A 12,290-nucleotide genomic window follows, 5' to 3' on the forward strand; every position below is an offset into this window, starting at 1 on the left:
GTCCCAGACGCGGCGGGGGACCGGGCGGGCGGCCGAGGCCCGTCCGGGAGCTGGTGCTGATCGTCCTGCTGTTCGCGGTGTACAAGCTGGCCCGGCTGCTGTCGAGCGGGCGGGTGTCGGAGGCGTTCGGCAACGCCCGCCGCGTCTGGGACATCGAGCGGACGCTGTCGCTGCCGAGCGAGACCGGTGTCCAGCACGGCCTGCTGCACAGCGAGTTCCTCGTCCACGCGGTCAACTGCTACTACGCCTACGTGCACTTCCCGGCGACGGCGGCGTTCCTGCTGTGGATCTACCTGCGGCGCCCCTCCCACTACCGGTGGGTCCGCCGCCTGGTGGTGGCGCTGACCGGCGCGGGGCTCGTCGTGCACCTGGCGGTGCCGCTCGCACCGCCGCGCATGCTCGCCGCCACCGGGCTCATCGACACGGGCGCGAAGTTCGGGCCCGCCGTCTACGGGCCGCCGCAGACCGACACGCTCGCCAACCAGTACGCGGCGATGCCGTCGCTGCACATCGGGTGGGCCGCGATCGTCGCGCTCGGGCTCATCGTCTCGACCCGGACGCGGTGGCGCTGGTTGTGGCTGCTGCATCCGGTCGCCACCGTCGCCGTCGTGGTGGGCACCGCGAACCACTACTGGCTGGACGGCGTCGTCGTGCTGGCGATGCTGTCGATCGCCGCCGTGTTCCTGCGCCCGCCCGCCACGCGAACCGCGGCCGCGCAGTCCGTTGTCACGCCGCCCGCGACCTTGGACGGGCCGTCGCTGGAACGGGACACCGGAGAAGGCTCGGAGGCCGGGGACGACACGGAGACGGCGCGCGTCTAGGAACCCGGGACGGCGCCCAGGGTGTCGAGCAGTTCGGTGACCGGCTGGAGCTTCTCGTACAGCAGCAGGACGGGCTCGCCGGGTTCGGCGATGTCCAGCGCCGAGGTCAGCGCGCCCTTGAGGTCGCCCGCCGGATGGTGGCACACGTCCGGGCGGCGCTCCCGCAGCCCTTCGACGATCAGCCGGGTCATCTCGCCGGACCGCCGGCCGCGCAGGTCCTCGTCCTCGTAGACGACGACGCGGCCGAACGTCCCCGCGATGGCCCGCGCCGTCTCGCTCACCAGCTCGTCGGACCGGTCGCCGGGCAGGGTGACCGCGGCGACGCCCCGCCGCCCCCAGCGCCGCTCGACGAAGGCGCCCATCGCGCCGACCGCGGCCGGGTTGTGCGCGTAGTCGACCAGGACGGGGTTGGCGCCGACCTGGTACACGCAGCCCCGCCCCGGGTTGCGGGTGTGCGGCTCGAACGAGCGCAGCGCGCGCGCCAGGACGTCCATCGGGACGCCGAGGGCGCGGGCGGCGGCGACCGAGGCCAGCGCGTTGGCGATCACATGTTCGGCGCATCCGCCGAACGCGCCCGCCACCTCCTCCGCCGGCAGGACCCGCGTGCGGCGCTCGCCGCGCGCCTCGGTGAGCCAGCCGTGCTCGACGACGTAGGCGGTGCCGCCCTCCCGCAGGTGCCGGACGACGATCGGCGCGTCCGGCGACAGGGCGAACCAGCGCAGCACCGGCTCCCGCCCGCGGACCGCGCGCCGCCCGGCCAGGCCCGCGGCGGGCGGGTCCTCGGCGTTCAGGACGAGGTGCCCGCCGCGCCGGATCTCCTCGGCGACCAGCGACTTGATCTCGACCAGGTCGTCCAGCGTCTGCGTGCCGTCCATGCCGAGGTGGTCGCGGGTGATGTTGGTGACGACCGCGACGTCGGCGCGGTCGTAGCCGAGGCCGCGCCGGACGATGCCGCCGCGCGCCGTCTCCAGCACGGCCGCCTCCACCGACCGGTCGCCCAGCACCATCTCGGCCGAGCGGGGGCCGGACGCGTCGGACCTGTGGACGAGCCGCCCGCCCACGTACACGCCCTCCGTGCTGGTCATCCCGGTGCGCAGGCCGTTCAGCTCCAGCATGTGCGCGATCATCCGGACGGTGGTGGTCTTGCCGTTGGTGCCGGTCACCGACACGATCGGGACGCGCGACGGCGAGCCCTGCGGGTACATCAGGTCGATGATGTCCCCGGCGACGTCGCGGCCCGGCCCCTCGTGCGGCTCCAGGTGCATGCGCAGGCCCGGCGCGGCGTTGACCTCCAGGATCCCCGCGGCGCCGCGCTCGGCGGGCGGCGGGGAGGCGATGTCGGGCAGCCGCAGGTCGATCCCGCACACGTCCATGCCGACGGTCGCGGCGGCGCGCACGCACATCCGCGCGGTGTCGGGGTGCACCTCGCCGGTCACGTCGCGGCTGGTGCCGCCCGTGGACAGGTTGGCGTTGCGGCGCAGCCACACCCGCTCCCCGGCGGCGGGGACGGTCGCCGGGCCGTGGCCCTGCCGCGCCAGCAGCCCCAGCTCGGCGGGGCCGAGCGTCAGCCGCGTCAGGGGCCGGTCGTGGCCCTCGCCGCGCGCGGGGTCGGCGTTGACCCGCTCGACCAGCCCGGCGATGGTGGCGGTCCCGTCGCCGGTCACGCACGCGGCCGTCAGCTCCGCGGCGGCCGCGACCCTCCCGCCGACGACCAGGACCCGGTAGTCGCGGCCCGGGACGTAGGACTCCACGAGCGCCTCGCCCGCGTCCCCGGCGGCGGACGCGAACGCGGTGACGACCTCCGGCGGGCTGGTCAGCTCGACGTGCACGCCCTCGCCCTGGTGCCCCGACAGCGGCTTGACCACCACCGGCGCCCCGATGTCGCGCAGCGCCTCCAGGGCCTCGGCGGGCGAGGCGGCCACCCGGCCGTCCGGGACGGGGACGCCGGCGTCGGCGAGCAGCCGGTGCGCCAGCCGCTTGTCGGCCGCGACCTCCATCCCGATCGCGGACGTGGCGTCGGTCATGGCCGCCCAGACGGTGCGGCGGTGCCGCCCGTACCCGAGCCGCAGCAGGTTGAGGTCGCCGACGCGGCGGACGGGCACGCCCCGGCGGCGCGCCGCGCGCGCCAGCGCCGAGGTGCTCACCCCGAGCCGCCCGGCCTCGTGGTCGGCGGCGATGGGGGCCAGGTCGTCGGCCGGGTCGGGCACCCGCCCGGCGAGCGCGTCGTTCACGATCCGCAGCGCCAGGGTGACCAGGTCATCCACGACCGTCGAGCCGGACGGCTCGTCGCGCGGGCACTCCAGGATCAGCTCGTACTGGCCGGGGCCGCCGGCGCGCACCGTCCGCCCGAAGTACGCCTCCCGGCCGATCAGGCCGGACAGCTCCAGCGTGACGTGCTCGGTGACGTGGCCGAAGTAGGTGCCGCGCTCCATCGCGCCGAGCAGCCCGCCCGGACGGCCCGCCGAGCAGTGGTGCGAGGCCAGGCCGGGCAGCGCCGCCAGGAGCCGGTCGCCGAAGCCGGGGTGGTCGGTGGTCTCGTGCCCGGTCAGGCCCTGCAAGTCGAGCCGCGCGATGGCGACGGGGCGGGACAGGTAGACGTTCGGGCCGCTCACGCGGCGCACATGATCGAGCCGCACGGGCTATTCCTCCCCGTCCGGACCGCGCATGGTGCCGATGGCGGGCAGGCGGTCGTTCATCTGGAACGAGCATCCGGCGGGCAGCAGGTGCAGCGACACGTCGAACATCGCCATCGGCTCGTCGTCGGAGGCGGCGTAGGCGACGGTGGACTGGCCCGCGTCCACCACCGTGACCACGCCCGTCCCGACGACCTGGAACCGGCCGTCGCCCACCACGATCGCGGTGTCCTCGTCGATGCCGACGCCCAGCAGCCGCGTGTCGAGCGCGATGCCGCTCAGCAGCCTCGGCAGCCGGCCGCGCTCGTTGAAGTGCATGTCGATCAGCACGTTGTCGAGCAGGGCGAGCCCCGGGCCGACCTTCACGCTGGAGGCGGCGACGTCGTGGCCGTGGCCGCCGAGGATCATCCAGTGGCCCATGGCGGTCGCTCCGGCGCTCGTCCCGGCGATGACCAGGCCCTCCTGGTCGAGCCGCCGTTTCAGCAGCTCGTTGGTCCGCGAGCCGACCAGGGTCCGGATCCGGGACTGGTCGCCGCCGCTGAACAGGACGCCGGTGGCCGCGTCCAGCGCCCGCAGCGTCGCCGCGTCGTCGGCGGCGGCCCGGCCCAGCAGGCGCAGCTCGCGGACCGAGGCCACCCCGAGCCGCCCGAACACGGCGGTGTACTCGTCGGCGACCTCCTCGGGCACCTCGGTGGCGGTGGTCACCACGACGATCCGCGCGTCCTCGTCGCCCGACAGCTCGACGAACGTCTCCAGTGGTCCGGACCCGCAGGTCCGGTTCTCCGCCCCGCCGATGATCAGCAGCCGGCCCTTGCGTCCGGCACCCCCAAGTTTCGCTCTCACAACCCGTAGCTACCCCTTGATCACATTCGGTAGTCTCTCGATCGCGGGCGTTCACCGGGCGGGGGCCGCGGCCGTTCGTCCGGCCGGCCCTGGACACGGCGCGGGAATCTCCGGCCCGCCCCGAACGCTAACCCTTTTATGGGGAATGACCATTTTGTGGCGTTCGCCTGCCATGAGAGGCTGGAGATCATTGGACGCATCGTCGAACGAGGGACGGTCGGGCCGTGAATGACATCCCCCGCCGCGCGGTGACGCGGACCGCCAAGCTGGCGACCCTCCCGCTGGGCTTCGCCGGGCGCACCGCCCTGGGGTTCGGCAAGCGCACCATCGGCCGGCCCGCCGAGGCCGTCGCGCTGGAGGTCCAGCGCCGCACCGCCGAGCAGCTGTTCTCGGTGCTCGGCGAGCTCAAGGGCGGCGCGATGAAGGTCGGGCAGCTGCTGTCGATCTTCGAGGCCGGGCTGCCCGAGGAGATCGCCGGGCCGTTCCGCGCGAGCCTGACGCGGCTCCAGGAGTCGGCGCCGCCGATGCCCGCCGCCACCACGCACCGGGTCCTCGCCGAGGGGCTCGGCCCCGGCTGGCGCGAGAGCTTCGCCGAGTTCGACGACCGTCCGGCCGCCGCCGCGTCCATCGGGCAGGTGCACCGGGCCGTCTGGCACGACGGGCGGGCCGTCGCGGTCAAGGTGCAGTACCCCGGCGCAGCCAAGGCCCTGATGGGCGACTTCAACCAGATCTCCCGGCTGAGCAGGCTCTTCACCCCGCTGTTCCCCGGCGTCGAGGTCAAGCCGGTCGTCGCCGACCTCAAGCGGCGGCTGGAGAAGGAGCTCGACTACGTCGACGAGGCCCGCGCGCAGACCGCCTTCCACGACGCCTACGCGGGCGACCCCGACTTCCTCGTGCCCGCCGTCGTCGCCCAGTCCGGCAACGTCCTGGTCACCGAGTGGCTGGAGGGCACCCCGCTCGCCAAGGTGATCGCCGAGGACGACCAGGAGCGGCGCGACCGCGCGGGGCTGCTGCTGTTCCGCTTCCTGCTGTCGGGCCCGGCGCGCTGCGAGATGATCCACATCGACCCGCACCCGGGCAACTTCCGGCTGCTGGACGACGGGCGCCTCGGCGTCATGGACTTCGGCGGCGCCGCCCGCGTCCCCGCCGAGCTCCAGTGGTCGATCGGCCGCCTGCTGCGCATCGGGACCCTGGGCGACGCCGAGGAGATGGTGGCGGTGCTGCGCGAGGAGGGCTTCCTCGCGCCCGACGGCGAGGTGGACCCCGAGCAGGTCGCCGCGCTCGTCGCGCCGCACGCCGCCCCGTTCGCCGTCGAGCGGTTCCGGTACTCGCGCGAGTGGCTGCGCGAGCAGACCGCGCGCGGGTTCGGGCTGGCCTCCGACATGCGGCCGGGCGCGCTCGCCCGGCAGCTGCGGCTGCCGCCCCAGTACCTGGCGGTCAGCCGCGCGCTGTCGGGCTGCGGCGGCGTGCTGTGCCAGCTGGAGACCGAGGGCCCGTTCCGCGCCGAGGCCGAGCGGTGGCTGCCCGGCTTCGCCGACGACCCGGGCCCGGACACCCGCGCGGGCGGGGGGACCAAGGAGGCCAGCGCCTGACCCCGGTCACCGCCTTAGCCCCGGTCAGCTCAGGGCCTTGGCCTCTTCCTCCTCGACCTGGCGGTTCCAGTCGCGCTTGGACGACTGCCAGCCGTCCTCGTCGCGGCCCTGCCGCCAGTAGCCGGAGATCGACAGCTGATCCATCGGCAGCCCGCGGTCGACCCGTAGGTGCCGCCGCAGCGTCTTGACGAAGCCCGCCTCGCCGTGCACGAACGCGTGCACCCGCCCTTCGGGGAAGTCCAGCTTCTGGACGGCCTCGGCCAGCAGGTCGCCGACCGGCCCGCCGTCGCGGTGCAGCCACACGATCTCCGCGTCGCCGGGCGTGGTCAGGCTCTGCTCCTCCTCAGGCCCGGCCACCTCGATGAACACGCGGGTGGGCGCGCCCTCGGGGATCCGCTCCAGCGAGGCGGCGATCGCCGGGAGGGCGCTCTCGTCCCCGGCCAGCAGGTGCCAGTCGGCGTCCGCGCTCGGCGCGTAGGCGCCGCCGGGCCCGTTGAAGAAGATCTCCTCGCCCGGCCGGACGCGCGCCGCCCACGGGCCCGCGATGCCCTTGTCGCCGTGGTGGACGAAGTCGATGGCCAGCTCGGCGGCCTCCGGGTCCCACGCGCGGACGGTGTAGGTCCGGACGCTCGGCCACTGGTCGCGCGGCAGCTCCGCGCGGACCCGCTCCATGTCGAACGGCTCGGGATAGTCGACGCCCGGCTGCGGGAACAGCAGCTTGACGTAGTGGTCGGTGAACTCGCCCGCGCCGAACCCGGCGAGCGTGCCGCCGCCCAGGACGACGCGGATCATGTGCGGGGTGACGCGCTCGGTTCGCAGCACCGTCCCCCTGTTGAGCTTCGGCCTTCTGCGCGCCGGTTCCGTCGCCATGCGTCCCTCCGCTGATCGGGATCTTATTAGGCAACCCTAACCTCTCCAGGTCCCCGCTCGTCACGTGCGGCCGCCGTGGCCTGCCCGTCGTCCTGAATTGGTCCGTTGGACGGGCCGGCCGGGTGACCCTCCGAACAGGCTCATTTGCGGTCCGTTCGGGGAACCCCGCGCGAACCCCTCAGCCGAGATCGTCGACCTCACCCCCCTGTCGGAGCGGACCCCGACCCTCCAGCTCTCCGAACCGTTCGCCAACACGGTCCCGTTCTCCCTCCGCGAGATCAGCCGCTCGCCGAGCGCACGCCGACGATTCGTCCACCATGACCTGGCGTCGGTCCTATCGGACTCATCGCGGCCACCGCCGCCGCGGGTCCGACGGCCCCCACTGAGCGTGCGGTCACGGTCGGGCTGCCCCGCGAGGGTCTGTTCCTCGTCGGCATCGCCGTCGTCGATGACATCCTGGCGGCTGCGGCCGGCCCAGCGCCCGGAGCGTCCCACCCGAACGACGGCCAGAGCGCCCTCCGCCTCCACCACCGCGCAGATTGCGGCCACCGGGCTCTCGTACTTGTTCACTCTCAGCCAAGCCTGCCGGCGCCACCGGGGAAACAACGGAGCCTCGAACGGCCTTTCTCCACGGACGATGACCGCCTGGGCCGCGCTCCCCGTTCAAGTGAGGCGATCAGTCTGGGTGATGAGCTATGCACAGACCGCCTGTGTCCCGTGCCAGATCACTGGTCTTGGCTGAGGGATGATCGGCCCCTGCTGGGGAGACCCAAGCTATGCCTCGGGCCGTCCGCCGTTCACCGAGCCGGCCGGTCCAGGGCCGGAGACCATGAGGATCAGGCGGTAGCGGGTGTCCTCCAGACAAGAATTCCTGGGAAATAAAGAACTGGCCCACGGCACCTTCATAGAAGGTGTGCAGGTCGGGGAGGGGGCACAGCATTGCGTGTGCTCGGCAGGTTGGACGCCTACCAGCGGCGGCATCGTTGGGCAGGTCTGCCGCTGGCAGTGGTGTACAAGTTCGTCGATGACCAGGGCGCCTATCTCACGGCGTTGATCACCTACTACGGGTTCGTGTCGCTGTTCCCGCTGTTGCTGCTGCTGGTCAGCGGCCTGGGTTTCGCGTTGCAGGACGACCCCGGCCTGCAACAGCGTGTGCTGGATTCCGCACTCGCGCAGTTCCCGGTCATCGGCGATCAGATCGGCACGAACATCCACTCCTTCCACGGGAGCGTGCTGGCCCTGGCCACGGGCATCCTGGGCAGCCTGTACGGCGGCCTGGGCGTGGTACAGGCCACGCAGAACGCCCTGAACAAGATGTGGGGAGTTCCGCGCAATTCCCGGCCGAACCCCGTCGCCGCCCGGCTGCGCAGTCTGGCGTTGCTGATCGTCGGCGGCGGCACGATCCTGGCGACCACACTGCTGTCAGCGGTGACCACCACCGGCGGCATCCTCGGCGCTGGTGCACGGGTGGTGGCCATCGTGGTGGCCATCGCCGTCAACGTCGTGTTGTTCACCGTGGCGTTCCGGGTGCTGACAGCCGGTCGCCTCACCCTTGCGCAGGTCCGCGCGGGGGCGATCGCCGCGGCCCTGACCTGGCAGATCCTGCAGTGGGTCGGCGCGTTCCTGCTCGGCCACATGCTCAAGGGGGCCACCGCCACCTATGGCATGTTCGGGATCGTGCTCGGCCTGCTGGCATGGATCTATCTGGGCGCCCTCACCTTCGTGGTCGGCGCCGAGATCAACGTCGTGCGCGACCAGCGGTTGTGGCCCCGCAGCCTCCTGACCCCCTTCACCGACAACGTGGAGCTGACCGCTGGGGACCGGCGTGCCTACACCTCCTACGCCGAGACCGAACGCCACAAAGGCTTCCAGAACGTCGACGTCGACTTCGACCCACCCCCGGGTCGTCCGGACTGACCACGCCTTCCTGATCGGTAGGGCTGGCGTCTGAATGCTGGGAGCGCTTCCCGCAGACGACCGTTGGAGCACGCCACTGGGCGTGCTCCAACGGTGCCTGATTTCTTGAGGATTGGTTATCCGATGCATCCGGAAACGGTGGAGGGACTGCCGACGCAGTTGGTCGGAAGGTTGGCGGTGATGCTGGTGCCGGTGAGGGTGGCGGTGCCGTTCAGCCGGTAGACACCGCCGGGATTGCTGGTGGTGGTGTTGGCGGTGACGACGGTGTTGGTGGTGGTGAAGGTCGCGTTGTCGCTGGCAAGGCCGCCACCTTGGGCAGCGGTGTTGCTCCTGATGGTGCTGCTGGTGAAGGTCGCAGCCGCCGGTGTGCCGGTGCTAAAGATGCCGCCGCCCTTGCCGCCTGCGGAGTTGTTGTCGAGCGCGCTGCCGGTGAGGGTGACCGCACCGAAGTTCAGCACGCCTCCGCCGTCGTTATGGCCTGCGGTGGTGGCGCTGCCGCGGCTGAGGGTGACGGCGTTGAGGGTGAGGGATCCACTGGAGTTGACCTGGGCGATACGGAACGCCGGCGCTGTGGTGGCGCGGGTGATGGTGTTGGCGTTGCCGGAGAAGGTGATCGCGGTGGTGATGAGGGGCAGCCCTGCGGGACCGTTCACGCCGTCATCGCCGTGGCTGGAGGTGAGGGTGTAGGTGCAGTTCGCGGTGAGGGTGACGGTTCCGCCACCGGCGGCGTTGGCCGCGTTCACCGCCGTGACCAGCGCCGTCTCGGTACAGGCGACGGCGGCCTGGGCGGAGGCGGCCAGGCCGACGGTCGTGCCGGCGGCGAGGATCGCGGTCGCGGCGAACGCGGGGATCGTGCGGGTGATACGCATGGGTACATTTCCTGAAGCAAAGGCCGGTGATAATCGAGAAAGCATCCTCGAACACCCCGCGGAGCGGGCATCGGCTACTGAGAGAGGAATCACTTAAAACACTACACACATGCTAACGAGATGCATATAGCCACGGGAGTTTCGGTCAAATATATAAAATCCATGATCGGCTGGGATTTGCTCGGGCGAGCCAATAAGAATGATCTCCGGTGTTCCGCTGCCCTCGAAATGAGGGGGGATGTCGCTCATTTGCGCTATTTTGTCTAAGTTTGAGATGTTGATATGAGTGATCGGTGATTTTCGTGTCAATTTTCAAGTGTGATACTCTGAGTGCGATCCGAATGTAATTTCTTCTCTGAAATATCAGCTTCTGGGTTTTGCTGAATTTCGTCCACATCGGTTGCGGGGTGAGAGCCGGATGGGCCCCTCGGCTCCTGAACGATCTGGGGTCCCGGAGCGGGCAGGGCCTGCGGACGCGTCCGCAGGCTGCTGGGAGGCCACGCCTGCGCTGAGGTGATGTGCTGCTGGTCCAGGGCCGTCCGGCTCGGCGAGGAGCCGTCATCACTTGCGCTGATGACCGTTGCTCAGCAGGTCATACCTCGCGCTTCCCGCGCTTCGGTAAATCTCCCCAAGAATCATTTTCGAATTTTACGAACATCGATAATAGTCGGGTAGAATCAAATTATCCGGCGACGACGACATCCCCGTCTTGAGGTTGATCCGCCACACCGGTCCCCGAATGGGAGGCGCCGGCCATGTGGACGATCACTGAACGCCGCACAACGATCAGCCTGTCACCACCTTCGACGCCGCGGCTGCGGTTGCGCCCCGCGGCTTCTCCCGGCGCGGCGCGGACCGTGCTGGACGGCGCGTGGTGGCCCCGCTCGGCCGACCCTTCCGCGGAGCTGCCGGGGCTGATCCTTGCCCTGCAAGACCACGGTCCCATCGACGACCACCGTCCCGTCACCCACGTTCTGCTCCGGGTGGACGATTGGGAAAGCCGTCCACGCCGGCTGCGGATCGACGGTCCGGCCGATACCCGGGTGGTACGGCTGAGCTGGTTCGACTCCCTTCCCGCCGGGCTGCTCACGGCGATCCACGCCGACGGACGGCGCGTCGATCTGTTCACCGTCCCGGTCTCCACGACCCACGCCGAGGCCGAGACGGCGATGGAACTGGCGTCCCAACCCGCCAACCACCTGCACACCCCCGACCTGCTGGCCGCCCTCACCACACCACCCGGCCGGGCGGACCGGGCCGGCACCCAGAACGACTCAGAGGACGCCTGGGAATCGGAGGGCGGACGACTGCGAGAAGACCTCGCGACACGTTGGTCCGGCCCCGCCGCCCGGCCGGCCCATCATCAGATCACCCGCGATCGGAGATCACCATGACCACTGCCACCACCACCGCAGGCATTGTGCGTGCCCCCGAGGAAGTGCGGATGCCCGCACACCGGCGCCCCGGTCACACCATCGTCGCGCTGTCCGGCGCCTTGAACGATGCCGCTGCTCCGGCGCTGCGTGAGCACCTGATCGGCGCGTTGCGGCACAGCGGCCGTCTGCTGATCCTCGACCTGGGGGAGGTGACGTCCGCCGACACGGCCGGACTGGCCGTCCTGATCGGCGCTCGGCGCCGCGCCGCCGGACTCGGCATCACCCTGCGCCTTACCGCTCCCAATCCGCAGGTCGCCGCGCTGCTCCGCGGCACCGGGCTCGACCGCGCCCTCACCGTCCACCCCACCCGCGGCATCTCCCCAGGACTCGCCGCATGACCCCATGGACGCCGACCAAGAGAGTGAACGCGGCCATACCGCGCCCGGTTTTGCGACGCGGGTCATACGGCGTGCATCCGGGCCCGGTCTCGCCCCAGATCTGAGTGCCCCGTGACCGCGCCCCCACGGGACGACGTCCAAGCCGCCGCGCAACCCGGTCTGCGCGCTGGCCGGTGGCGGCTGCCGGCCGGACGGGTGGCGGCCGGGCATATCCGCTAAGCGGTCCGACAACGCGCTGCGCACATGGAGGGCCGGGACCGGCTGCGGATGACCTCGGCAACCATCTAACGGCGCTCGCCCAGGACCTTCTCACCAGGGCCGCCGCGCGCGACCCGACCGACCTGCGACTGGGACTACGCGCACCCACCCGCCTGCTACCGGGGTGAGACCTACGCTGTCGCCCGGGACCGCTGAGCGCCCGTCCGCCCACGTGGGCGGCCGCTGCATCAACCGCCCTGGCGTATGGACGTCGCTCCTCCCGCAAGCGCCTCCGGTACATCCACTCCTCATCCCGTGGCTACGCCGGTAGCGTCTCGGCGGCCGCAGGCGGATCATCGCTTGGGCGTGACCTGCCGCGTATGGCGGCCCTCGGCCGGTGCAGTCCAAGCGCCCCGATCCATTTCGAAACCTGCCGACGGCGTCCAACTCGACATCTCGCGGTCACAGGCCGGGTGAGATGGTCGGCGGTGCCGCCGCGCCATTCGATGAGGAAGAGGGTGGCGTCGTCGCTGGTGATCCCGCCTCTTTCCCGCATGAGTGTGTGGGAGAGGTTCCGCACCATCTGCTGCACGGTCGCGCTGGCGGGGCCAACGCGTTCGATGGTGGCGATCAGGCGTTCCTCGCTGGGGTCAAGGCACAGGGACGCGGCGGCAAGGCTACTTCCGAGCACACCGCGACGGCGCCGCGCTGGACACAGGCGGTCTCAGAACAGCTCATCACCAGCTGTGAACACCGCCCGGCGCGACGGCCGA

At 71.4% G+C, this 12,290-nt stretch carries 9 protein-coding genes; 5 read left to right on the forward strand and 4 right to left on the reverse strand.

Annotated elements, in window-relative coordinates; genetic code table 11:
- Positions 1-821 (forward strand): phosphatase PAP2 family protein (locus tag E1298_RS15770; RefSeq protein ID WP_131893835.1); only part of this gene is annotated, 821 nt, incomplete at its 5' end.
- Here the strand turns inward: E1298_RS15770 and cphA are convergent.
- Together cphA and E1298_RS15780 are read right to left on the reverse strand one after the other, a co-directional pair.
- A complete protein-coding gene (cphA, locus tag E1298_RS15775) occupies positions 818-3,457 on the reverse strand; it encodes a cyanophycin synthetase (protein WP_131893837.1) in 2,640 nt (879 codons plus the stop codon). The two genes, E1298_RS15770 and cphA, sit on opposite strands and share 4 nt — an antisense overlap.
- A 3-nt stretch (positions 3,458-3,460) precedes the next feature.
- Positions 3,461-4,297, reverse strand: coding sequence for a cyanophycinase (locus tag E1298_RS15780; RefSeq protein WP_131893839.1), 837 nt, complete (start codon positions 4,295-4,297; stop codon positions 3,461-3,463).
- Positions 4,298-4,521: 224 nt separating this feature from the next.
- On the opposite strand from E1298_RS15780, the gene E1298_RS15785 reads away from it, so the two are divergent.
- On the forward strand, positions 4,522-5,889 hold the full coding sequence (locus E1298_RS15785) for an ABC1 kinase family protein (RefSeq protein WP_165975479.1): 1,368 nt from the start codon (positions 4,522-4,524) through the stop codon (positions 5,887-5,889).
- A 24-nt stretch (positions 5,890-5,913) separates the two neighbouring features.
- Here the strand turns inward: E1298_RS15785 and E1298_RS15790 are convergent, their stop codons facing one another.
- Positions 5,914-6,759, reverse strand: coding sequence for a siderophore-interacting protein (locus tag E1298_RS15790; RefSeq protein ID WP_131893841.1), 846 nt, complete (start codon positions 6,757-6,759; stop codon positions 5,914-5,916).
- A 957-nt stretch (positions 6,760-7,716) separates the two neighbouring features.
- On the opposite strand from E1298_RS15790, the gene E1298_RS15800 reads away from it, so the two are divergent.
- On the forward strand, positions 7,717-8,676 hold the full coding sequence (locus tag E1298_RS15800) for a YihY/virulence factor BrkB family protein (protein ID WP_207944646.1): 960 nt from the start codon (positions 7,717-7,719) through the stop codon (positions 8,674-8,676).
- A gap of 116 nt (positions 8,677-8,792) precedes the next feature.
- On the opposite strand, the gene E1298_RS51190 is transcribed toward E1298_RS15800, so the two are convergent.
- Positions 8,793-9,545 carry a hypothetical protein gene (locus E1298_RS51190; RefSeq protein ID WP_131893847.1) on the reverse strand — a complete coding sequence of 251 codons (753 nt, stop codon included), beginning with the start codon at positions 9,543-9,545 and terminating at the stop codon, positions 8,793-8,795.
- 755 nt (positions 9,546-10,300) lie between these two features.
- Here E1298_RS51190 and E1298_RS15810 point away from each other — a divergent pair.
- Complete coding sequence (locus tag E1298_RS15810) at positions 10,301-10,939, forward strand: DUF5994 family protein (RefSeq protein ID WP_131893849.1); 639 nt, start codon at positions 10,301-10,303, stop codon at positions 10,937-10,939.
- On the forward strand, positions 10,936-11,319 hold the full coding sequence (locus E1298_RS15815) for an STAS domain-containing protein (protein WP_131893851.1): 384 nt from the start codon (positions 10,936-10,938) through the stop codon (positions 11,317-11,319). Before E1298_RS15810 ends, E1298_RS15815 begins: the two co-directional genes overlap by 4 nt.
- Positions 11,320-12,290: the final 971 nt, after the last annotated feature.

Origin of the sequence: Actinomadura rubrisoli (genome assembly GCF_004349215.1) — a bacterium.
GTDB lineage: Bacteria > Actinomycetota > Actinomycetes > Streptosporangiales > Streptosporangiaceae > Spirillospora > Spirillospora rubrisoli.

Coding starts and splice junctions, on each gene's coding strand:
- E1298_RS15790 (WP_131893841.1), bottom strand. CDS start 6,759: ATGGCGACGGAACCGGCGCGCAGAAGGCCGAAGCTCAACAGGGGGACG.
- E1298_RS51190 (WP_131893847.1), bottom strand. CDS start 9,545: ATGCGTATCACCCGCACGATCCCCGCGTTCGCCGCGACCGCGATCCTC.
- E1298_RS15810 (WP_131893849.1), top strand. CDS start 10,301: ATGTGGACGATCACTGAACGCCGCACAACGATCAGCCTGTCACCACCT.
- E1298_RS15815 (WP_131893851.1), top strand. CDS start 10,936: ATGACCACTGCCACCACCACCGCAGGCATTGTGCGTGCCCCCGAGGAA.